Source organism: Sphingomonas sp., from assembly GCF_019635515.1.
Classification (GTDB): Bacteria; Pseudomonadota; Alphaproteobacteria; order Sphingomonadales; family Sphingomonadaceae; genus Sphingomonas.
In genome coordinates this window covers 994,808-1,017,552 of the sequence record NZ_JAHBZI010000002.1, presented here as the reverse complement: position 1 = coordinate 1,017,552, position 22,745 = coordinate 994,808, and the positions used below count along the sequence as shown (strand labels likewise).

16 protein-coding genes are annotated in these 22,745 nt (G+C 63.6%); 3 read left to right on the top strand and 13 right to left on the bottom strand.

From position 1 onward, the window contains the following. From KF730_RS17375 to KF730_RS17355, 5 genes are all read right to left on the bottom strand, one after another. On the bottom strand, positions 1-1,473 hold the full coding sequence (locus KF730_RS17375; protein WP_294099699.1) for a hypothetical protein: 1,473 nt from the start codon (positions 1,471-1,473) through the stop codon (positions 1-3). Beyond that, complete coding sequence (locus KF730_RS17370) at positions 1,445-2,377, bottom strand: hypothetical protein (protein WP_294099696.1); 933 nt, start codon at positions 2,375-2,377, stop codon at positions 1,445-1,447. Before KF730_RS17370 ends, KF730_RS17375 begins: the two co-directional genes overlap by 29 nt. A gap of 4 nt (positions 2,378-2,381) precedes the next feature. Then, positions 2,382-4,631 (bottom strand): AAA family ATPase, encoded by a 2,250-nt coding sequence (locus tag KF730_RS17365; protein ID WP_294099694.1) that lies wholly within the window; start codon positions 4,629-4,631, stop codon positions 2,382-2,384. Positions 4,632-4,772: 141 nt separating this feature from the next. Continuing rightward, on the bottom strand, positions 4,773-5,108 hold the full coding sequence (locus KF730_RS17360; protein WP_294099693.1) for a hypothetical protein: 336 nt from the start codon (positions 5,106-5,108) through the stop codon (positions 4,773-4,775). 47 nt (positions 5,109-5,155) lie between these two features. Then, the gene (locus KF730_RS17355; protein ID WP_294099691.1) at positions 5,156-5,416 is read right to left on the bottom strand and encodes a hypothetical protein; all 261 of its coding nucleotides are present in this window, start codon (positions 5,414-5,416) and stop codon (positions 5,156-5,158) included. A 347-nt stretch (positions 5,417-5,763) separates the two neighbouring features. Here KF730_RS17355 and KF730_RS17350 point away from each other — a divergent pair, with 347 nt between their 5' ends. Continuing rightward, positions 5,764-7,053 carry a hypothetical protein gene (locus KF730_RS17350; RefSeq protein WP_294099688.1) on the top strand — a complete coding sequence of 430 codons (1,290 nt, stop codon included), beginning with the start codon at positions 5,764-5,766 and terminating at the stop codon, positions 7,051-7,053. Between the two features lie 35 nt (positions 7,054-7,088). On the opposite strand, the gene KF730_RS17345 is transcribed toward KF730_RS17350, so the two are convergent. The 6 genes from KF730_RS17345 to KF730_RS17325 form a co-directional block, all read right to left on the bottom strand. Continuing rightward, a complete protein-coding gene (locus KF730_RS17345; RefSeq protein WP_294099686.1) occupies positions 7,089-8,282 on the bottom strand; it encodes a restriction endonuclease in 1,194 nt (397 codons plus the stop codon). Continuing rightward, a complete protein-coding gene (locus KF730_RS17340; RefSeq protein WP_294099683.1) occupies positions 8,279-9,049 on the bottom strand; it encodes a hypothetical protein in 771 nt (256 codons plus the stop codon). Before KF730_RS17340 ends, KF730_RS17345 begins: the two co-directional genes overlap by 4 nt. Beyond that, positions 8,977-9,798 (bottom strand): hypothetical protein, encoded by an 822-nt coding sequence (locus KF730_RS17815; RefSeq protein WP_365973950.1) that lies wholly within the window; start codon positions 9,796-9,798, stop codon positions 8,977-8,979. Before KF730_RS17815 ends, KF730_RS17340 begins: the two co-directional genes overlap by 73 nt. Before the next feature lie 370 nt (positions 9,799-10,168). Further along, positions 10,169-11,188, bottom strand: a complete 1,020-nt coding sequence (locus tag KF730_RS17335; RefSeq protein ID WP_294099679.1) for a class I SAM-dependent methyltransferase — start codon at positions 11,186-11,188, stop codon at positions 10,169-10,171. A gap of 82 nt (positions 11,189-11,270) precedes the next feature. Then, a complete protein-coding gene (locus KF730_RS17330) occupies positions 11,271-14,603 on the bottom strand; it encodes a hypothetical protein (RefSeq protein WP_294099678.1) in 3,333 nt (1,110 codons plus the stop codon). Between the two features lie 47 nt (positions 14,604-14,650). Beyond that, positions 14,651-15,469, bottom strand: a complete 819-nt coding sequence (locus KF730_RS17325; RefSeq protein WP_294099675.1) for a DUF3363 domain-containing protein — start codon at positions 15,467-15,469, stop codon at positions 14,651-14,653. 9 nt (positions 15,470-15,478) lie between these two features. Here KF730_RS17325 and KF730_RS17320 point away from each other — a divergent pair, with 9 nt between their 5' ends. Both KF730_RS17320 and KF730_RS17315 read left to right on the top strand, forming a co-directional pair. Next, positions 15,479-17,101 (top strand): hypothetical protein, encoded by a 1,623-nt coding sequence (locus tag KF730_RS17320; RefSeq protein WP_294099672.1) that lies wholly within the window; start codon positions 15,479-15,481, stop codon positions 17,099-17,101. A gap of 59 nt (positions 17,102-17,160) precedes the next feature. After that, positions 17,161-18,399, top strand: a complete 1,239-nt coding sequence (locus KF730_RS17315) for a DUF5677 domain-containing protein (RefSeq protein WP_294099670.1) — start codon at positions 17,161-17,163, stop codon at positions 18,397-18,399. Positions 18,400-18,462: 63 nt separating this feature from the next. Here the strand turns inward: KF730_RS17315 and KF730_RS17310 are convergent, their stop codons facing one another. Then, positions 18,463-20,970 carry a transglycosylase domain-containing protein gene (locus tag KF730_RS17310; protein WP_294099666.1) on the bottom strand — a complete coding sequence of 836 codons (2,508 nt, stop codon included), beginning with the start codon at positions 20,968-20,970 and terminating at the stop codon, positions 18,463-18,465. A 29-nt stretch (positions 20,971-20,999) separates the two neighbouring features. Continuing rightward, positions 21,000-22,616, bottom strand: a complete 1,617-nt coding sequence (locus KF730_RS17305; RefSeq protein WP_294099663.1) for a hypothetical protein — start codon at positions 22,614-22,616, stop codon at positions 21,000-21,002. Positions 22,617-22,745 lie beyond the last annotated feature (129 nt).

Sequence of the window (22,745 nt, the reverse complement as noted above, 5' to 3'; positions counted from 1 at the left end):
CTACGCTTCCGGTTGCGCCAGACCCGTCGGGTCTGGTGCAACCTCGATTTCCTCCGCCTCAAGTCCGCGCGGCCAGGGCCGCGTTCGTTTCAGGTCGAGCGCTTCGCGCAGGCAGGTTAATGGCGCGGTCGGGCCCTTATCGCGGGCGTCGCGCTGCCAATAATGGGTATGCGCAAGGCGCCCTTTCCAGATTTTGGTTTCGACCGCGATATCGCGCACGCCCGCCCAGAATAAAGGCGCCACCGGCCCGCCGACAAAATCGCCGCCGATGATACCGCGCACCGGAAAATAGAGATTGGTCCATCCGGTCACCGCGAACAGGGCCGCACTGTGCAGCACCGCAGCCTGCTGGATGCCACCGTGATCATCGACGCCTTTATGCTGGAACGAGAAATGGCCGTTGAGCTCGCGTACCGGCGGGCAATGTGGAAGTTCGCGCTCCTGCGTCCGCCTTGTGAAGTCGGTCAGGTTACGGGCCAATAAGGCACTCGCATGGGTCAGCGGCGACCCCAAGGTGATGAAGTCGCTGACGAGCCAGGGGTCTCCGTTGTTCGTCTGCTCGGCAGCAACCGCCCAGGTCGCACGGCGCCACCGGCCCGCAGCCTCCTCCGCACCTATCGTCGCCACAAGCTCGGGATCGCGGATATCCTTGGCGATTGCTTCGGCTGCCCGGACGGCACTGCTCTTGATGAGGGGCAACTCGCCAGCCAGCCAGGCCGCACGCAGCCGGTCCCGCACACCATCGGAATGTTTCTGCCAGGCCAGAGTGAGGATATCATAGCCGATGACACTACCCAGGCTGTGGCCGACGATGATGATGCGGTCATAGCGACCGCTGGCGACGATATTCTCAAGCAGGTCGAGTCCTGTGGCCCGGATCTTCTGCCGAGCGTCGATATTGGCCGGCGCAGGGCTAAGATAGACCGCGGCATCGCCGACATAGGCGCGAAAAAGGCCGGAAAAGAAGCCAAGCACCGCCAGCACCAGCCAGGGGGCCTTGTCCAAAAGGCCCGGCGCAATCGGATAGCCAAGGAAGAAGCGGCCGGTCGAATAGAGCCCTAGCCCCAGCGCCAACAGCAAGGTCGCCCAGCTAAGACGCCACAGCCCGACAAGCTGCTTTGGTACCTCCTTTCGCTTGCGATGCATCAGCACCCAGTACCAGCCGGCCAGTCGATCCCAGGCCGCGTTGGGCATCAGGTGCGCCCAATAATATTCGTAAAAGTCGGTGCGGTCTTTGCGATCGGCGTGATCACTGCGCCCACCCGCGCTGACCAGCCGGCGCAATTCGTAATTGCCGGAGGCAAGATCAGGCTTGCTGTAATAGGTGGCATCGGCCTGGCTGGTGCTGTCGGGCTGATCCAGCACACTATCGACGAAGGTGCGCAGCGTTTCCATCGGCCGCTGCTCGCCGATGCCGTGGATCAAAAGCACGGCCTGGCGCGGCTTAACCACCGGCAGCGTCCCGCTTGGCAAGCCAGGTCTCCAATTCCTTGACGACCTCGCCGACAAAGGCGCCCGCCATCGCCGAATAGGGTTTGCCCCGCACGGCAAAGCCGCGCAGAAGCTCGACAATAACTAACGCATTGGCGACGCCACCAGGACTATCGTCGCTTTCGAGCTGTTCGAAGATCTTGGTCCGGTACACCCGCAACTGGCGCAGCAACGTAGTCCGCGCGACGACCAGCTTGCCGCGGTTGAGCGCACATATCCGGATGGTGGCAGCGCCGAATTTATCGTCAATCCCGTCCGTGCGCACCGGTGTCAGCACGCTCAAATCGGTTGCGGTCAACCAACGCAGCGACGGTTTGGGATCGCGAACGGTCGGGTCGATCAGGTGCGGAATTTCCAGCGTGATATCGTCATCGGCATGCTGCGCCCGGACCCCGTCGACCGGAAATTGGACGCGCTTGCCGACCAGGGTCTTGGGCTTGACCGCGATCAGCTTGAGATAGCTCGCTTCGTCCATTTCCGCGGTCGCCAAATGCTGCTTACGTCCCTGATTGCAGCCGGTGCAGCTGAGCAGCAGATTGTCCCATTGGGAGGCCAGCCACCAATAGCCATTATGGTCCTTGGCTTCGGTCACCCCGCCCTTGGGCCGGTAATGCTCGATTTCCTCATCGTTCGGCGCGCCGACTTCCGATTCACAATAGGCACATTTGCCTTTGAACAGCGCGCCCAGCGCGACGCCGACGTCGTAATTTTTATAGACGTTGAACTTGTTATAGAATGGCCGAACCTTTGGTGCTGGCACGCCTGCCGCGAGCGCTGGCGGATTGCCATAATGTGCCGCAGCTGCTTTGCGCTCGTCGGTCACCCCAGCGCTCGGCCCAGCGAGCGATGCCGGCGCCGGCTGCTTGGTCCTGTCGACAAACCGCATGCCGTCAGTCCGCCAGTGGCGCCCGCAGCGCCTTGAGCACGGCATCGACCGCTTCTTCACGGACATCGCTGCGCAACTTGCCGCGCTGCACCTCGCGGTCGGTCAGATATTGCTTGAGCGCATCCTGCATCAGGGTTTCGGAAGCGCTATCGCCCAGCGACACCGACTTGAGGAGATTTTCGGTCTCGCTCGACAAGGTGATGGTCGCCCCGCCTACGGCATCCTGCACCACGACATCGCCGGTAATCCGGGCGAGACCGAGCTCGACGCGCGGATCGCTGGTGCTCGACAAGCCGAAATAGTCCGAAGTCAGCAACTGCTCCGCGGTCATCCCCTTGACGCTGGGCAAGCCAAGCATTGGCCGGATCTTCGCATCCTCGACGCGCTGCAGGACCAGCACCTCATCATCGTCCATGCCGCGCAAGCACAGCGGATCATGCGTGGTCACGATGAACTGCACGCGCGGCAATGCCCGCCGCAGCGACGTCATGATTTGCATCTTCCAGCGGGGATGGAGATGGGTTTCAATCTCGTCGATCAGCACCACCGCCTGGGCTTGTTCAAGCGATGTATAATGGTCGAGCAGCTCATGGATGATGTCGACCACCATCGCGAAGACCGACTTATAGCCTTCGCTGAGCCGCTCGACCGGTATGCGGCGGCCATTGGCCTCGACGCACATGCCATCTTCGGGATCGTTGATCAGGCGATCGTCGTCGTTGAGCGCCAGGACGATCCGCAGCGCCCGCGCGACGGTTTCGAAGCGGTCGCCCGTCAATTCCGCCAGCCAGTCATTGGGATAGGGTATTGTCGCCAGCGGATCGAACAGCGTCTTGACCCGGTGCCGCGCACCTTCGGAGCGCCTGCGGTAGCGGGGCGAAAAATAGCGGCGGGGACCATAGCCTAGGATCACGCTCGTCGGCAGGAACTGGCCGGATATCTGCTCGCTGTCTGCATCGAGATAGAACTGCGCTTGCTCTTTCGAAGCGTAATACTCGACCATGACCGCGACCGGATTCGCCTCAAGCTGATCTAGCCGGTCGATATTGGCGCTGGATAGCAGATGGGAGCGCTTGAACCGCAAGCGCCGCGCTTGCTGGGCGCCGATCAGCGCCAACGCAATTGCCGACAGGATCGTCGATTTGCCGGTCGAGTTTTCACCAAGGATCGCCAGGCATGGCGCTCCGGCCGCACCGGTCCGGCTCGCCGGAAAAGGAATTTCAAGGCGGTCGATAGCCTTCATATGGTCGATGACCACCCGGCTGATCTCGCGGTCAAACGCGACAGGGCGCTGTGCAGGCACCGGGCTGGCAAGCACGAAATCCGCCGCTTGCACGTCGCGCTGGACCGCTGCGCGCAGCGCCGGCCCCCGTGCCTCGTCCGATGTCCGTAGCTCAGCGGCCACCCGTGCCAGCCGGAAGTGCTCGTCCGAGCTGGTCTCGTCGATTTCCTGCGCGACGTTGCGCAGGAAGGTTGGGATGTTGGCGACGTCACGTGACGACGTTCCGCGCCACGAAATCAAGATGCGGCGCAACACATCGAGCGACGCTGCGAGATGCGGAACGCCGAGCCCGAAATGATCGGGAAAAGGACCGCGCACGATCATCTCAGAGAAGCGATCATGACTGCCCGGCTCGGTCAGATATCCAAGCCAGCTATTGATCGCCTCGCGCCGCGACGCGATGAGATCTTCCCGGTTGAGATCGAGTGTCAGGATGGTCGCGGCACCGCGCTCATGCTTGTGGGTGCACGACCCATCGCTCAGGAATTGAAGGTATCTGCGCGGATCGTCGAAGAACGGGTCGAGGAGCAGCGGATATTCCTGCTCGCGAATATCGTCGAACCGGGCGAGATAGGTCGCGCGGCTGCCGCGTTGGAGCGGGAAGCGATTGTACTTGGCCTTCTCGCAGCTGTCGCATGCGGCCAGGAGGTTCCGCCATTCAAACGCCAGCCACAGATAATAGTCGATACTCTCGATGCCGTAGGAAGGTTCGGCAAACTGCAGCGGACGAAAATGTCGTACTAAATTCGCGCGTAACGGCGATTCACAATAAGCGCATTTGCCGGCGCACAGATTATAGATGACATGGCCGAACTCGCTGTCGTGAAAGAGATCTTCATCAAGCGGCGCCCGGCGCTGCCGCCGTTCCTCGGGCGGCCGCCGCAGAAAGGCAAACAGCTCGGCCTTCGCCTTTTGAACCCGCGGCGACTGCAGGACTGCAGGAGACTGGGTGGGTCGCGAGAGTCGGCGCATACCGGCACGCTACCACGGTTTTTGGCTGTTCCAACAGGCTTGCACAAATAAATCACAAGCAAATTACTGTACAGAAGTGCTCAAACCAAGTTGACAGCCGCAAACATCGCACCGCGCAACTAGGCATGGTCGAGAGCCATCTTAGCGGGCGAGCGTCACCGTGATCGGACAATGGTCCGAATAATGCGCCTCTCCATCCGCATAGCGGCGCTCGTTGAAACCGGTCAGGTCAACGCTGGCGCGGCGGTCGAGGACAATGTGGTCGATGAAACTGTCATAGCGCGGATCGCAGCGCGGCGCCGTCCCGGCGTCCGCGAGACGAAGATCGGCATTGGCCGGTTCGCCATCGTCGATATCCGCCCAGACCAGATCGCCAGGCTGGGCCAGGCGTCGATTCCAGTCACCAAGCACGACAAAACGCGCCGGCCCCCGCGCGGCGGCGTCGATCCAGGTCTCAAGTGCTGGCACTTGCTGCAACAGCGTTGGACAGGCCGCAGCCGCAGATCCGGAAAAGCATCCCGACTTCAGATGTACGCCGAGCAGACGGATCGGAGCATATCCCTGGCGCGCAGCGTGATATCGATCCCGGAACGCAGTTGCGCATTGCCGAGCATCAGGGCAGTCACATCGGGATTGCGGTCGAAGGCGAGCCCTTTGCGAACCGCAAAGCCGACCGCTTGCCGGATGAAGGCCTGGTTCGGATGCTCACCGCCGCAAGTGCCGGTCGGATTGCCAAGGCGATCCTCCATCACGATCGTGTACCGCGCCGGATCGAGCACCCGCACGGCGGCCGCCAGGTTCTCCGCTTTCTGAAAGGCGATACATCAGCATCGAGACTGTCGGCGATGCGGCGCATCGCCTGATAGTCCGCGGCGCACAGCCGCTGCCATCCTTTTCCGCCGGAAACTCGAGGTTCCAGCTCGCCAATCTAAGCGGCCGCCCAGCCGATACCGCTGCGGTGGGCACGCCGCGCTCCGGTGTCGCGCAGGACCCAAGCGACAGCAGCAGGACGACCGAGGCAGCGAACCAGGATTTCATCACACCGTTCTGGTCGTTCGCGCGCCTAGGTTCAATCGCAAACCTAAGCGCCGCGAGTGGCCAGAGGGGCGCGTCGAGGCTAGGATATCGGCGCATGTATATCCGGCGCCGAAAATCCTTCTTTGGCTTGCTGGCTCTGCTTCGTCATATCGAAGCGGACAAGGACGATATTGCCGCGGTCGCGCGCTGCAATCAGCTGATCCTTCGCGAAATTCTCCATGCCGAGGCCGCACTACTGCGCCACCGCGCAAGCCAGCGCGAGCTGACCCGCATGCTCAAGACCAGCCGGTCGGCCAAGGCGGAGGCCAAAGCCTTGCGCACACGTTTGAAACGCGCTGCAGGCCATGTCAGCGCGCAGGAGGATGCGATCTTCATCTGGAAGTGTTTCGGGGACGCCCTCGCGTTTCTCTACCTCGACAAATTCTCGATCAAACATGCTTTTTTCGAAGTCGACAAATGGGGGATCAAGCGCGGCGCCGGCATGCTGACCGGAAAATCCGGGCTGGCCGGCGAGCTTGCCTGCCTTGCGCACCTGACTGCCGACGGCATTCCAGCGGTCCTCTGCGACATCACCAATATCCTGCGGTACGGCGATATCTGCATGCTCGGCGCTTCCGACCCCCATCTCATCGAGGTCAAATCGAGCAATCACCTAAACCAGCGCGCCAAGCGGCAGGTCGAGAAGCTGGGACGGCTCCACGACTTTATGGCAGACGATCGCGCCGAGCCGTTCAGAGGCGCAGAGGGCCTGGTCGTCAGAGCACAGCTCGATATACCCGAGCGGACCAACGTGGATGCCTTGAACGCCTGCATTGCCAACGCCAAGGCTGCGGGCCAGGCAATCGCGAATCCGGAACCCGGGGTCACTTTCGTCGCCATCTACGACCGCGCAAATTATGACGCGATCTTCAGCGGCCCGGCAGCCAACGCCAAACTGGTCTTCATGCTCAATAGCGACAAGAACGACCACGCTTGGGCGCCCTACACGCCCTTTCTTCTGACGATCCACGATCCGCAGCATGTCCTCGATTTCATCGAGGGACGGCTGTACCTGATCGCCTTGATCGACACCCAACCATTGTGCGACGCGATGGCCGACGATGAATGGGCAGTGCGCTTCAAGGATGACCCGAACTATTCCATTCAGTGCGTGCACCGGCCAAGCGGTGCCTATCTTGCCGTATCGAACCAGTTCCTGTCGCGTGCCGCTTATGAGTTTGTATCGCTGGCATGGATTGCGGAATCCCAACGCCCGTCGATCGCCCGGATGGAAGCTGCGATAGGCGACGCGCCTATCCCGCAACAGATTGCAGGCCACCAAGCGCGCTTACGCGCCTTTGTTGGCGAAGGCGATCCCTGGCTCGAAGAGCTGGGGCTAGCATGACCATGGCAAATGCGAGGTCGGCGGTGTCTTTGCACTCAATCGGCATGGTTGAAATTCGCAGCTTGTCCGTCCCACATATGGTAGAGACTATGTCCATCCCAATAGGAAACGGCGCCGCGCTCGCTGCTTCTCCGTGCCCGCCACACCATATCGCCAGTCAAGTTCGCCAATGCCGCGCCGTCAGTGATAGGCCGTTCCCACCCCATCTGTCCGTCTCCGCTAATCTGACTTCGCGGCAAGGCCATCAACAGCGCGGCATGCCTGGTTTCCTTTAGCACCAGCGCAAAGGCGTTGGCGGTGATGCCGTAGCCGGTATGGGCGTGGAGAATCCGCGGGTCGCGATTGCTCCCGATCTGGCCCAACACGCGCTCCAGATGGGCTTTCGAGATCAGGGTCGATTTGTCCTCGACGATCCCGGCGGTGGCGGTGCGGCACCACTGCGCGACGTCATCCGAGGTGCGCAGCGCCAGCTGGACATTGTCGCGAGCGGCAAATGTACGCGCGCCCGGCAGATAGTCCGAGGTCGTGACCATGACGCCATGTTGGACTTCGTCAGCCCGCGTCAGGCCGTACAGCGCTTGCACCGGCCCCAGACCGATCTTGCGATGTCCGGCATAATGTTTGGCCTGCACATAGGTCATGATGTCACCGAGCGGATCGCGCTGCAGCAGCTTGATATCGACGCCGCCGTCGCCGCTGCCCGGTCCAAGCTCGGCGCTGAAGCCCTGGTTCTGGAAGATGCGGAACAACAGTATCTCGAATTCACGCCAGCCAATCCGGTGCAAATCATCCGGCCGGCGCGCGAAGTGTGCGTAGAGCTCCTCATAGACGTCAGCACAGTCCGGCTCGATCAGGCTGCACACCCAGCGCCAGTGGAAATAGCTGCCAAAGGCCGCACGCAGCTCAGGATCGAGCGGATAGAAATGCACGCTGACATGATCGTTTAGCTCATATTCGAAGCCAAGACTTTCGACGAGCTCGTCAAACGACGTTTGCGAACCATCGTCCCAGGTGCCGTTGAACATGGTGTAGAACGGGCCTTCGAAATGCAGCACGGTGACGCAAGCCCAAGCCCCGGGCTCAGCGCCGACCCGCTCGGCAAAGGATTGAAAGCCACAGTCCGACCACATGTCGCGCTGCCGCGCCCAAAGCTCGATCGCGCTTTGCAGAGCGGCAATGCGGGCCTCGAGCGCGGCATCGTCAAGTCCGGGCTGGCGCTCCGGGGTCATGGTGCTGCGTGCCGGTCCCATTCCTTGTCGGAAATCGGCGGCGGCGATGCTTCGAGCCGGGCCAGCAGTCCAGCAAGGTCAAGCGTCGTGCCGCGCTTGGCGATCAAATACAGCTCAGTGCCATAGCCATAGACGCTCATCCGCTCGGATTTGAGGATCTCGAAATCATGCAGCTCGCACCAGTCCGCCCGCTGGCGTGCCGTTTCCGGGCCAACCCCATACGGCTCGTCGGTGAAGAGATAGGTCTTGGTTTCGGGCTCGAACCAGCCATGATCGTGATCGACCCCCGGCGGGCGATTATACCAGCTGCCTTTCGGATAGAAGCGCTTGCCCGAGGAGGGCTTCAGGCCCGTCGCATCCATGAATTGGAGCGCGCGCGCCAGCCGGCATGCGAGATTGCGCGCATGATCTTGGTCTTCGCCCCGGTCATAGCCGTCGAGATGATCCTCACCGATAATTTTTGAGCCGCCGAGATAGCCTTTGAGCTGATGCGGCCGCACCAGCGTGGTGAGCGGCTGGGACAGATGCACGACCAACCGCTCAGTGCCCCGCGCCCGGCTCTCGCGATCGAACCAATATTGCGAGACAATTACGGGAAAGCGTGGCGGTGACGCATCCGCAATCGTGCGGGTGGCATGGATGAAATTGTGAAATCCTCCCGCACGCGCGACATGGTCGAGCGCTTGGGTATGCGTCATGCCGAGGTCGCGCTTCGCCTTTTTGGCAGCGCGCTTGAGGCCATCGATCGTGGAAAATTGCGTAGCCATGTCAGTCTCCACAGGCGGCCCAGGAACATGTCGCTCGCAACCATCTTCCATGAGCCACGCGGAGGCGTGACACGGAAAATCACTCTCAGCACAGTGTCGGTCAGGACTTCGCTACAGCGAGCGGCGGGCGCCTGTGGATCGCCCTGTCCGCAACCATAACGATCTGGCTGCCTGCGGCAAGCTTCAACCGGAGAACCACGCTCAACCGGTCTGTGCGGCTCCAGTCGCCAACACAAGCACGCGCCCGGTTGAGATATTGCCGCGGAAATTGGTATCGCTCGGCCGGCGTGTCCGCATAGATCGAATCGGATCGATGAATGAAGACGCCGAAAGCCATAGCGGTTTGATAGCGCGCCTGGTCGCTTAGGCAAAAAGTCTAGCGTCAGCGGCTCACGCGTCCTCGATCCCGGGCAGCCGCAATGTCCATTCCGGTACCTGCTGATCCTGCGACAGCTGCAACCGGCGCCATTCAAGACCGGCAAACACCGCCTCGAGCTAAGCATCGGCGTCGATCGGAGCGCCGCTGCTGCCTCGCGCAGGAAACGCACATGAAGCGCTTCGTTATGCGACCACGCCGCGTCCCACCATCCAAGAATTCGCGACCGCGACTGCGCCAGCATGGGTTGCGAAGGCAGCCGATCGCGCTTCTGGTGCTGGTTCACCCGCCGGTTGGCCGGCATCAAATTCCACAGATCTCCGCAGGGCCAGGCCGACCAAGGCAGGCAGTGGTCGATATCGAGAGCCGCCATCGACAAGATCGATCCGGACCAAACGCAATCGAGCACGGCACCACGGCTGCTGATCGCCTCGGCGGCATGCCGGCCCAGCGCTGTATCGCGAAGCGGCTCCTCCCACCCAAGCGCAGCTTCAGACTGACCGGCGGCAAGGGCGATCCCCTGCCGCTCGGCATAGCCGCGCATCAGCCGAGCCCATTCCTGCACCAGAACCGGCTCGATCCATGCGCCAAGCCGCATCAAGGAACGCCATACCGGACCGGGGACAGTGAAGCTGCCCCAGCTGCGCAAGGTCGGTACGTCCAGGATCAGCGATTTGCGACTAGCGGTGCGCAACCGAGACGCTCCGAAGACACGCCGGTCACTACCAGGGAAGCGCGTGAAGTTAGCCGGCATGGTGGTAATCGTCGCGGCAGCCTCGCTCCAGTGCCGAAGCGACCGCGCTGCCAGTATCCGCCGCGAATATCGCCCCAACCCGCAATTCGGTCAGCGCAACAGCCAACGCCATCACCTGGCGGAAGCCGGACTTGGCGAAGCCCAGCCCGTCAGGCCCGCTATTGCGCGGCGCCTGGGGCAGGCCAGCGCGGACGAGCGGCAAATACATTCGGATCCAGAACAGCGCGACCAGCCCAAGCGGCAGCACGACAGAATCTGAGCCATCCTCCGCCGGGAGCGCCGTTGCCGCTGCATGTTCGGCGATCCGCGCCACCGCGCGCAACAGCGCCAGCTTGTAGGTAGAGCTTTTGTCATCGGCCAGGATGATGCCGCGGATGAGCGGCAACGCGCCGCTGCCATCATCCGGAAGGCGCAGGACAATCGTGGTCCATTGCACATCGTCACGATGCTGCGCATCGGGCCGCGCGGCAATCCGCGCGACTTCCAGTCCGTGGCTATGTGCAAGCGATTCGACTTCGCCGACCCCCACTTCATACATCGGCCGATCAGCCAGCGCCGGGCCGCTGCGCAAAGACAGGACCAGCAATCCGCCCGGTTTAAGGAGGGTTGCCAGCTTGCGAAAAGCGCGTGGTCGATCTTCCGGCGCAACATGCTGCCAGACGGCGGACAAGAGGATCAGGTCGAAACCGATCGCCAGCGCATGCACCTTTGCCAGGCCTGGCAGCCGGTCGCCGAGCCATCGGATCGCCGGCCCGCCATGGCGGCGCATGCCTTCGGCGCGCATGCGATCGGCAGGTTCGACCGCGATCACTTCATAGCCGAGGCCAGCCAACCAGCCGGCGTCGCGGCCAGACCCAGCACCGACATCGAGCGCTAATCTGCCTTGGCACCGTTCGGGCAGGAAGTGGCGCAGATCGGCGTGGATCGCGAGCAGCGCAGGATCGTCGTACCGCGCCGCCAGTTCAGCGGCGGCTGCATCATAACCGGCGATCGCATCATCCGAGGTCACGCCAGATCCCTAGCTCGATGACCAAGGCACGCCATCATCGATCCGACCGTGAGACGCTGAACTAGCCCGGGCGAGTCAATCATCAAGCACTTCCCCGCTTCTTGCGGACGCGCGGCTTGCGCAGAGAAAAGGTGATAACTTCGCGCTGCCGCCACTGACCTGTGACCGCGAAGCGCGCAGCGATAACCAGCTCGGTGGGATCGGTATCGGGCACGACCTCAAGGGTCACCGGCACTGCGGGATCGCGTGCGCGCAAATGCACGGATTCGAGCAGGTCATCCCCGAACAATTCAGGGGCATCGAAGCCCGAGCGATGCACGTCGATACCCGCATAAGTGAGGAGATAGGAGCGCGGCAGCGCCTCGTCGTCGCGCTTGCTGGCCGCATCGCCGAGCAGCTGGTGCGCCTCATACACGTCCGGCCATGACGTTGCTTGGCTGGGGAGCAGCAGGAGCGGACGCGCACCGGTGGCGGCGATCTTAGCGGCTTCGACCGAAGCAGCGTCGAACAGATCCTGGGCCGTAGCGACGACAACATGGCGGCGAGGCAATTTGAAATAGGGCCGCCAGGCAATGGCTGCGGCGTGATCGGCAAGGCGCCCGGCAAAATGCTCGCTGAAGGTTGGATTGGGGTGATGCAGTGGCGGCGCCACCAGCGACCTTTTGTCGACGCGGTTCATGCGAAAGCGCACCGGGCTTGATCTGCCCGCGTCGATCTGCAGGCAGGCTTTGGGGAACAACGCGATCCGCCCGGCAAGATCGCCCACCTGGGCGACTACCGCGGCTTGCAATCTGGCAAGCGCGTCGGGATCGATCGGCGCTGCCGCCAAGCGCCGGTCGCGGTGCGCAGCGATCGTCGCAGAGGCACTGACCAACGCGGCGTGGAGCCCCTCCCCTGCCTCGTCGCGGGTTAGTACAGGGTCGAGCGCGCCGATCGCATCGGCTGTTGCGAACTGCGATGCGGGATGGCTCCAAAGCTCGGCCTTGCGGTTCAGCCAGGTCTGCAATTGCCAGAGATTTTCATCGCCCAATTCGGCCGCGCTTTGATCTTCGCCAAGCGCTCCCAGCCACGTCGCAATCGCAGCAAAAGCAGCGTCATCGCCAAGCGCGGCAACCAAGGCGAACCAGTCGCCCGCCAGCGCACTTACTCTGAAGCGGGTATCGACAGAATAGACACGGCCGGCGACGCGCTCGCCTTCGACCATGCCGTCGAGCCTGCTGACCAGCGTATCGAGCAGACCGATATAGCCGCTGGCATCGGCCGCCCATTCGGCCAGGCGCAGCCGCACGAAGGTCCGGACCAGATCGAGCGACGCATGCGACCCGTGGCCGTCGGACGCGTTAGCCAAATGCCGGGCCGCAGCAGCCGAACCATGGATCGACGTGCCGGCTGCTGCCCATCCTGCAAGCACGCAGGTTGTGACCACGCGCATATCGGCGTGCAGGTTGGCGAGTACGGCCCCGAACACCACGGCCGGCCCGGCTTCCCGGAAGCTCGGGTGCAGCAATAGCGGCGTAACCCGGGCATCGACAATGCCCCAGTCATGATCGACCAAGTCGGAGTTGAGAAAACCGGTGCGCAGGACAAATTGGCCATCGGACTCGGCAAGATCGCCCAGCGTGTCGCGCCATTTGAGGAAGCTCTCGGTGTAAAGCTCCGCGCCGATCTCATCCTCATGCCAATGCGAGGCGACAATTAGATAGGCCGAACTCTCCAGATGCTTGAACAAGATCGGCCAGCTCGCAGAGAGCGTCGCCCAAGCCGCGCGTTCCTCTGCGCCCTCGGCGGCCCGCGCGTAACGCGCGCCGGCATGCAACGCGGATTCATGCGCGCCGACGATCCGAACGATGACGCTGCGATATGCCTTGGCAACCTGTTGCGGGAGCGCGCCGGGCACCAGCGCGCCGATCCCGACGCCGCGGGGCGCCCGCTGTGCCGTCAGCCAATGGCCGAGTCGATGCACCATATATTGCGACAATTCGTACAGGCCACCGACGATCCAGGGCGGCACCCGATCCTTGCGATCGGGGATCAGATTGCTTTCCGTGAAAGCAAGGCTGCCGATAAAACTGTCTTCGCGCAGGATCGCGTTTGCCGCCCGGTCGAAGAGCCGGCGATATTCGCGTACCCAATTGGAATGTTCTGATGACCAATCGCCATAGCCAGCGTAGCTCGACACCGCGCCTTGCGCATCGACGATGGTGTAGGCGTTGAGCAGGAAATGGTGAAACGCGCGCATTTCCTTCAGGGCATTATCGAAACTGGTGACGGCTGTGCGATCGATCTGGAGCGCGACGCGATCGGCAAGTTCCTCGAGGATTTCACTGGGGCCCAGAGTCTCGGGCTCGACCGGGCGGCCGATGACGAGGGACCTACGGATCAACCAGCGCTCGAGGCCGTTCAGCGGCACCCCGCCCTTACGCCGGCATAGCAGCACCTCGCCGCGAAAGTCGCGGTCGAGCGGCCCGACCAAGCCCAGCATCCAGTCATATTTGTCAGCACCCGCGCCCGTTTTGGCGCGCCGGCATCGCCATGCCCAGAGCCGCACCGCCAAGCGCAAAGGCACCAGCCGCACGTCAGCCAGCCGGGCGGGCCGGGACAGCGCGACGCTGATTGCCCGGTCCCCGCGCACGCCCTCGGTAGCACCCGCCATCACATAGGGCATGAATGTCGCGCCTGCGTTGAGGTGCTCGTCGATCTTGAGATAGCGGTGTCCAGCGAGGAGCGCTGCGAGATGGCGCGGAATGATGCGCGCTGCGACAAAGCGCTGGCGCAGTTTCGCCCGGTAGGACGGCGCGATGAACGACATGCTGACGATCAGGAACTGCCAGGTGACGAGCAGATTGGCGAAAAGCCAGGTGGCAAGCACCCCGGTAATCGCCAGGCTGATCGACCAGGCCATATCGCTGCGTCCGGCAAGCCCGAGCACAAGGGCTTCCGGCGAAAACAGCCCGGCGACCAACGCAATCGCGAGGCCGATACCACTGGTCCCGACCGCATAAGCTAAGCTTTGATCGTAATAGAGCTGGACATCGGCGTTGGACGCAGCCCCTTCGTCGCGCTGGACGATCAAGGTAACCATGCCGAGCGCAAGCGGAAAGATCAGGCCGACCATCGTCACCTGCGCGCCCAGCATTGCGCCAAGCAGATCGCGCAAAGTTCCGGACTGGAAGTCGGCGATCAGCGGCGCCAGCACTGCCGGTACCGGGAAACGCAGAAACATCCCCACCAGGACCCATATCGTCCAGATGCCGCCATAAGCAGCAAGCACGCGCAACAGCGAACGGTTGGTAGTGATCGGAGCGAGCAAACGAAGCCATATCGGCCCGCGCGCAGCCAGCAATGTCGGGTTCTGCGCACGCAGGCGCTTCACCTCGGCGGCAGCGGTTTTGCGGATGCTTCCCAGCAGGTTCATCGCCCATGTCTTGCACATGGGCTTGGCAGCGTCATCCCCGCGATGGGCTAGCCAATCTCGGGCCCGGACCGGCCACGCCCGAAGCGCCAATTGACGCCGTCGCCACGAACGATGCCGGGGACCTGCTGACCGACGCGGCGGGCGAGGACATCGCGCCACGGCACCAAGGCGAACTCCCGGGCATTTTCGACCAGGGCAAAGCGACCACTATTAAGATCGACTTGCCGCACCAGCCGCCCCTCGACGACGTCGCCAGCGACAGCGTCACGAAAAGGCTTGCCAAGATCGCGCGCCAGGGCCTGCGCAACGGTTTGAATTTCGCGCCGTTCCAAGCTCTTGAGCGCGTCCGGCAATAGCGTCAGGCGCAGAAAGATCGCGGGGAGACTATCCTGATCGCCGAAACGCCGCACGACGTTGCCGCGCTCTTCGTCCATGCCGAGCAGATCGAGCGCGGCGCGGCGGCGGGCATCGAACGCCGCTTCTCCAAGCGATGCGGCAATCGAGGCGCTGACCGCTTCGTTGCGGCTGGCCTGCGGCTCGGGTTCGACACGCCATAGCGACGAACCGCAAACCGCATGCGCGATCATCAACCGGAAAGCCACGCCGGGCGCGCTGCACAAAGCGGCGCGCAGCGCCGCATGACGATGGAGATCGACATAGGTTTGCAAGGTGGACGTCAGTTCGGGGCGCTGCGGCTTGGTGTCGCTGCTGTCCTCGCCGCGCTTGGCGAGGGCCTGAGCTTCCTTGCGCGAGAGATAGCCTTCGTGGAAGGCAACTTCGCCGGAGGCGCGCACTTCGATATAGACGCGTCCGCCCTTGCGCTTGGGCGTCTTTTCATACTCCCAGCTATGGAAATAGGCTAGCAAGGTTCAGCCATGGTCATCCAGCAAGACACCTGCACCGAGAACGACACCCGCCGCGCGCATTTTGCCCAAAGCGCGCGCCGCGCGGCTATCGACACATTGTTCGACGGCGCATGGGTCACGCTGTACCGACTGGGCAAAGGCGATGAGGAAGCATGGTTCAGTGCGTTGATCGCACCGGACAAGGTTGCCGATGCGCTGCGCGACATGGGGTGGGACCTGCATTGGGGCCGCATGCGTCCGGCAATCGTAACCGTTCGCCAAGGCGATACCGTGTCGATCCGCTACGAACGCGATGCCGATGACGGCGTTGAGCCAATTGTGCTGGCACGCGAGCGCGGTCGCGGACCTTTCCATCTCGAGCTCGCCGAGGATATTCGGCTGTACCTTGACCTGTTCCCCGGCGATGGCGCCAGCCTGATCTCAGCCAATACCAGTGGGGATGACGATGTCGTTGCCGAAATCACCTCCTATGAAGTCCGGATCCGCAAAGGGCCGCTGCTGCGCTATTTGCAGGCCCGGCAAATGCATCTCGCCATTTATTTCGATCATATCGTCCGGCTCGACGACGTCCACGGCAATCCGCTGCCGGAGGACGAGCAGGAGTTGCTCGTACAAACCGAGGATCGAGTCTGGGCATTTGGCTCGAATGACGGCCACGGCGATCCGCTGTCGCGGCTGTTCGGCAAGCGGTTGTTGGCGCCGCCGCCGCGCGACATCGATCTCAGCGGCGATGACGAGGATCGCCATGCCAGCTTCATCATCGGCGAGGATGCGTTCGGCCGGCCACGCGAATATGATGCCGACCCGGAAGGCCTCGCCAATTACTTCGGCAAGAACCCGGAGGCGCCGCATTATCTGACCCCGGTGCATTTCCGCCGCGAAGTGCTTGATCGCTATTTCCACAATCCGGCGAGATATGAAGTGGCGGACGGCGTAGTCCGGCGCGATCCGCACTGGCTGCTTAAAATCGACGACGATCATACCGATCGGGTGGTGGTGTTCCTCGGCGATCTTGGACGCGACTTGCCTTATGCCGAGCAGCTGCACTGGCGCGCGCATAATGTTCCGCCGCTTGGCGGTCTCAGCAGCACGGCCCGGGCACGTAGTTTCGATGCCGCTCCCGCCGATGGCCAGCAGAGCGAGCATCGTTTCAAGGCGGCCTATCAGCAGATGACGCAGCGCTGGGAGGCGGCAAAAGGGTGGCCGTTATTGCGGCCCCTCGCACCCGGCGACCGGCATTTGCTGACCAAGCTGCATGTTCCGACCAGCGACAATCCCGCCGAGCTTGACGCACAACTGCTCGGCCTGGCCAAGCTATTGGTCGACAGCCTCAATGATGCGGCCCTTGATGCAGCACTTGGCGACAAGCGCCTCGATGAGCGCAGTCTGGCCAAGCTCGAACGCTATTTGGACGGTGCAGCCTACCGCCACGTCAAACGCGATATCGCAACGCTGCGCGCCATCCAGGGCCTGCGCTCGGCAGGCGCCGCGCATGCCCGCGGCAGCAATTACGACAAGACGCTGGCCCGGCTTGGCCTCGCCCAGACCAGCGCACCCGCGATCATCACAAAATTGCTCGATGCCGCGACACAAATGCTCGAAGCGCTCGCTGAATTCGGCGAGGCGCCGTGACCCGGGCAAAGCCCAAAAAAGCAACGCCGAGAAGATCGCGCAAGAACCTGCACAATGAAATGCTCGCCCAGCTACGCGACGTGCCGCAGCTCCACCTCAAGGCCCAGCTCGAGGCGCTGATCGATATCAAGCTGCCGGGTGCCCCCGCCGGCTTCACCACCGGCTATGCCGAGCATATTTTGAGCGGCAATTCGGCGGATTTCCACTTCGACGACAACAGCCTCGAAGACATCGACATTGAAATCACGTCCGCCGAGATGGAGGAAATGGTCACGGCGACCTGGGCGTTCATCGACAATGACGTGCCCGAGATCACAGCAAAGATCATCGACGATTCAGCGAAGCTGCTGGCCAAGGCCCTGCACAAGGACTGGCCAGGGCAGCGCGCCTGGCAGATCGAGACCCAGACCGGCTTCAGGACACGGCTCGAGGCGCGGTGGGGCAAGGCATTCGACCTGCTGCGGATGATGTACACGATCGCCTATGAGATTGGCGGCGACGTCCAGCAGCGCGCCCGGCGGTCCAGGGCCAGGCGAAACCTAGTCCTGCGCGACACGCTGATCCATCTCCATGTCCGCGCCTGCCAAGTCGTTGCCGAAATCCTGTGCCTGATGGAAAATGGTTTTGCCGATGGGGCGATGGCACGGTGGCGCACGCTCCACGAGATCGTCATCGTGGCCAGCGTGATCGCCGAGCATGGCGAGGAACTCGCCGAGCGGTACCGCGCCCATGAAGCCATCGAGGCCAAGCGTGCGTTGGACCGCTTTCTGGTCAGCCATACCGGCCTCGGCCTAGCGCCGCCGAGCCAAGCCGACATCCGTGTCACCGAACGTCGCTATCAAGCAATGCTCGTTCGCTATGGCGACAATTTCGGCGCGGAATATGGCTGGGCCGCGCATCATCTCCAGCTCAAAAAGCCGCGCTTCATCGATCTCGAAGCGGCCGCCAACAAGCTGGCGATGCGCTCCTATTATGTGCTGGCGAGCTATAATGTGCATGCCAGCGCCAAGGGCATTGCCCACCGCCTTGGCCTGATCAAGGGACCCGGCTCGCCAAGCGGGATCTCCGGCGCCAGCAATGCCGGCTTTATCGACCCGGCACAAAATGCCGCGTTCGACCTGACCGCGATGACCGCATTGCTCGTCCAGCGCGGGATAAGGATCGACAGGGCAATCGAACTGAAAGCCCTAGTCGTGTTGCGCGACAAAATGGCCGGCGCGCTGGCTAAGGCCCAGCGCGAATTGCTCAAAGCACACCGCGATGAACTGTCCCGACGGCAAGCGGCGAAGCAAGGCTGAGCTCAAATATGCTATGCCGGCGCCCGCCCAATTTCGCCGGTCCAAGCGCCCTTCAGCCTAGCCCTACTTCGCAGCAACCGGCGACGCGGCCACCGCGCCCACCGGCTGGGTCAGCAAGCCAGCAAGCGGCGCAAAGGGACGCCAGGAGATTTGCCGGCCAAGCGGCACGCGCACCGTGGGGCTGCCGAAATAGAGGAGCAGCGCCCCCTGCCCGCTGCGCGACGCGAACACCGCATATTTCTGAACGGTCAGCTCATTGAACACCACCGTGCCGCTCTTGGCGATGTAATTGCCGCTGGCAGGCAAGGCGCCCTGAAACGCCGCCAGCGTCCCGCCGGCATCGAGCGGTGCGGAAAGCATCGTCGTGACAAAGGCGCGCGCCCCGGGCTTATCCAGATAGTCGCGCAAATCGAGGCGCGATGCCGCATCGCCACGCCCGTCGATCCAGCGCGGATCGCCGCGCAGCCGGTAGCTGGCAAGGATCGTCGGATGCTCAGCAACGCCGTGCGACAAAGCGCCATAGAGTGCGACGATGTCGGTCAGCCGGGCCGTCGCCATGCCGAGCGCCAAGGCAATGCGCGGATCGACGCCATCGGGCAAATGGACATGGGCGCGGACCGCCAATACCCGGATTTCGGCGTCGCTGACCTGGCGCAACGCCTCGATCACCGGCAAGTTGAGGCTGCGGGCGAATACCTGGGTGACTGGGATCTGCCCGCCCTGGGCCGCACAATTGGTGACACCCGGATCGCCATCGGCATTGGTGACCTTGCCGTCGATCCTGCGGTTGCACCAGCGCGCATCAGGCGCGGTACGGCTGGCGAGCAGCAAGGCGGCGAGCCCCTTGCCGAGCGATCCGATCGGGCGCACCGAACGGGCCGGATCGTAGCGGCCATCGGCCCCGCGCTCGCCCGGCTCGCCATTCACAAAGGCGAGCTGGTCGCGATTGGCATAGAAATGCTCGATCTGGCCCTGGTCATCGACTTTGAGCAAAGCGACAAAGGGTTGCTGCTCCTTGCCCGGCGTGGCGGCAATTTCGGCGAGCAGATGCGGATCGCTGCGCGCCGCGGCCAGCCTCGCTGAGACCGCGCGCTTCCAGGCGGCATTGGCGTCGAGGTCGAGCGTCAACCGGAGCCCATCGACGTCGCGCAAGCGGTCTTTGCCGATCCGATCGGCAATATCGGCAAGCGCCGTCTGGACTTCGGCGCCGGCGACGCGCTGCACGCGCCGGTTGAGGTTGGTCGCCAGCTGAAAGCGCTCGAGCGGTGCCATGCCGGGCAGATCGAGCTGCGCGGGCAAATAAGGGCGCAGCGGTGATATACGCGCAAGTTCCGCCAAGGCTGCAACCGCACGCGGATCGCCCGCATCATAGGCTTCGCGGATCCCGAGCATGGCGCGGTCGCGGGTCTTCACCCAATCCTGAGCGATCTCGGCTTGCCCTGCCGGATCGCCATCGGGGGCAAGGGCGATCGGCCAGCGCACAGCCGCCGCCAGAATAGCCGCCTGCGCCAAACTCAGCTCGGCCTGGCTTTTGCCCCACAGAATCTGCGCCGAGGCTTCGATGCCGCGAATGGTCGGCCCCATCCGGCTGCCGCTGGCGCCGCGGATCATCTCGAAATGATTGGCGAGCAGAGCCTGGAACCGCGGATCGTCGATCCCGCCGGTATCCCGGTAGATGACCATGCCGTCGAAGATCTCGGTCCATTTGCGGCCGCGCCGCTGATCGAGCTTATCCTGGCCGCGGTCGGAGGTCGGGCTGAGCGCGCGCATCGCCCGCGAGACTTGCTGGCACAACGAACTGCCGCCGCGGGACCGGAGGCGCAGGAGATGAGCAAAGCCCGCCTTCACCAACGAAGGGACATCGAGGCAGGACACCGAGCGGAACGGCGTGCCGAGCCAGCGGTCCTCGATCCGGACCAGGACCTTCAGATAGTCCGGATTGACCGGCCCGGCGGGCAGATATTCATGGGTGGCGCCCTCATGCCCCGGGCGGCCAGCCAGCGGCAAGGTGCCGGTCAGGCTGCCATCGGCGCCGAGCAGCACGACCGCGCGGCTGCGCGCCTCGATCGCGGCATAGGGCGCATAGGCGGAGCTCGGCGCCGCGACCGGATAGCCGGCAAGCAGAATGAGCAACAGCAGCGGCGGCGCCAGCAAAAACAAGCCGAGGGTCAGCGCGACCCGGCGGTAGCGGAAGCCCCGCGCCGCTCCCCGCGTGACCAGCGCCCCACCGGCGCGCGCTGCCGGGCGCGCGGGTTCCGGCCGGGCGCGGCCCGGCGCCGGCTGCGGCCTGGTGCGGCCGGGCGCTTCGGTCCGGCTGCACGGTGCCTCCGCCCGCGCGCGCGGCTCCGGCGAGGGACGCGGTCCCGGCGCTGGCCCACGCGCGCGGTGCGCACCACCCGCCCCCCCAGCTGCATCCGCAGCTGGAGCCGCAGCCGATTTGGGCAGGGTGACGCCGACGCCGCGGCCCTGGGCGGCCAGCCATTCACGCAGATCCTCGAAGCGCGTCGACACGGCACGTATCGCCTGTTCGGCTTCCTCGATGATCAGCCCTGTTGTGGCCGAAACGCCCATCACCTGTCCCCATGTTCAATGCAGCTAGTTCAGCGGTTCACATTCTCCGGATCCCAGGCACCGCCCGGCTGGTCGGCACGTCCACCGCCCTGCGGCGCGCGCGGCTGCGGACGGCGGTCCCAATCGTCACCGGGATCGCGCCAGCCATCGAGCATCAGCGAGGGCAGGACATCGCGGTCGAGCTGATAGAGGCGCATCATCGAGGCGCCATCGAGCGCAGTCAGCGTATTGAACTGCAATTCCCAGCCGCGCGGCGGACGCGCCGTCTCGCGCGATGCCCAGGGCTTGGCGAGCCCCATACCCCACAAAGCAATGGCGAACCGCTCGATCGCTTCGCGCAGGGCATGGGCCCCGTCGAGCGGGACTGCGATCAGCGCAGACTTACCGTCGAACACGGTGAAGGTCTTGAGCAGCTCGACGAGATAGTCGCCATTCTCGATACGGTTGCGCAAGCGCGCCCGCACCCGGCCGGGGATCTCGGCAGCACGCTCGAGTTCTTCGCGAATGGCTTCGAGACCGCCACCACCGCCACCGGGACGGCGGCGGCGGCGACGCGGCTGGTTGCCCGGACCGGCATTGCTGCCATTCGCCGGCGCATCGCGGGCGCCCATCATCGCCAGCATCAGGATCGAGATGTCGACAATCGAGCCAAAGGCGATAGCGGTGCCGTCCTTGCCCGGATCGAAACGGGCCTTGCCGGTGATCAGTTCGACGCTGCGGCGCACCGACGCGGCATGGCTCGGATCCTCCACCGCCGGGGCTTCATCGGTGATCTGCGGAACATTGGTCACCGCCAGCGCCGAGGCAAGCCGCGCACCCAGCACCGGGTCGGGGCAGACGAAGCGCGCGCCATTGACCGGATCGACGATCGTCCCGGCCAATTCCTTCTGGCTGGCGATGAGCTGATCGCGCCACTGGGCGATACGCGGATCGATGCTGATCGCCGCAGCCTCGGCATACGCGCGGCGCAGCAGCGCGACGGTTTCGGCATGTTTGCCGGGATCATAGGCCGCGATCGCACCGCTGGCCTGGTTGATGATCTTGGTGAGGTCGCCCGAGCGGCGATCGAAATAGGAAGCGCCGCTGCTGTAGATTTCCGCCTGACGGAGGCGGAAACGCTGGCGCGGGCCGTCATCGGCGACATGGTTGCCGTCCGAGCAAGTGCCGCCGGTCGAGACCTCGGTCTTGGCGGTGCTGCGGCTATGATCGGCAAGTTCGCGGGCGCTTGCGCGCATTTCTTCATAGCGCGACTGCACCGCGGTGGCCGGGCGCAACAGCCGCGACAGCGCATCGCCGACAGATTCAGTCGCCAGTGCCGAGGAGCTGAACAGCGAAAAGAAGAAGCCGAAGCCAAGCGCGACGCTGACGCCCGAGGCCGCCAGCCAGGTCAGCAGCCAGGGGATACGCATGCCCCAGCCCTCTGCGCGGGCAAAAGTGTGGGCAGCATAGACGACCATGGCGTGGAGCAGGAAGGTGAAGATCGCGGCGAGCAGGAGGTGCACCGGCTGGCCGTCGGTCATTGCCGCGAAGCCGGAGAAGCTCGCCACAATGCCGACCAGCGCGGCGCAGAACACCAAGGCGATGCGGATCAGCTGATCGCGGCGCTCGGGCGCGAACAGCGGCTTCAGGCGCAGGATAAAATCCATCGGGTCGGCCTCCTTTTGCCCCTATCCGGCGACTCGGCAGCCCGATGGGTTGACATTGAAGTAACTCATACCCCATAAAACGCAACTCATAATCTATTTTTAAGATTTACGGCGTTACATCGCCGCATC

Excerpts from the sequence above, each read along its gene's own strand:
- KF730_RS17370 (WP_294099696.1), bottom strand. The coding sequence starts at position 2,377 with ATGCGGTTTGTCGACAGGACCAAGCAGCCGGCGCCGGCATCGCTCGCT.
- KF730_RS17365 (WP_294099694.1), bottom strand. The coding sequence starts at position 4,631 with ATGCGCCGACTCTCGCGACCCACCCAGTCTCCTGCAGTCCTGCAGTCG.
- KF730_RS17350 (WP_294099688.1), top strand. The coding sequence starts at position 5,764 with ATGTATATCCGGCGCCGAAAATCCTTCTTTGGCTTGCTGGCTCTGCTT.
- KF730_RS17345 (WP_294099686.1), bottom strand. The coding sequence starts at position 8,282 with ATGACCCCGGAGCGCCAGCCCGGACTTGACGATGCCGCGCTCGAGGCC.
- KF730_RS17340 (WP_294099683.1), bottom strand. The coding sequence starts at position 9,049 with ATGGCTACGCAATTTTCCACGATCGATGGCCTCAAGCGCGCTGCCAAA.
- KF730_RS17815 (WP_365973950.1), bottom strand. The coding sequence starts at position 9,798 with ATGGCGGCTCTCGATATCGACCACTGCCTGCCTTGGTCGGCCTGGCCC.
- KF730_RS17330 (WP_294099678.1), bottom strand. The coding sequence starts at position 14,603 with ATGAACCTGCTGGGAAGCATCCGCAAAACCGCTGCCGCCGAGGTGAAG.
- KF730_RS17320 (WP_294099672.1), top strand. The coding sequence starts at position 15,479 with ATGGTCATCCAGCAAGACACCTGCACCGAGAACGACACCCGCCGCGCG.
- KF730_RS17315 (WP_294099670.1), top strand. The coding sequence starts at position 17,161 with ATGCTCGCCCAGCTACGCGACGTGCCGCAGCTCCACCTCAAGGCCCAG.
- KF730_RS17310 (WP_294099666.1), bottom strand. The coding sequence starts at position 20,970 with ATGGGCGTTTCGGCCACAACAGGGCTGATCATCGAGGAAGCCGAACAG.
- KF730_RS17305 (WP_294099663.1), bottom strand. The coding sequence starts at position 22,616 with ATGGATTTTATCCTGCGCCTGAAGCCGCTGTTCGCGCCCGAGCGCCGC.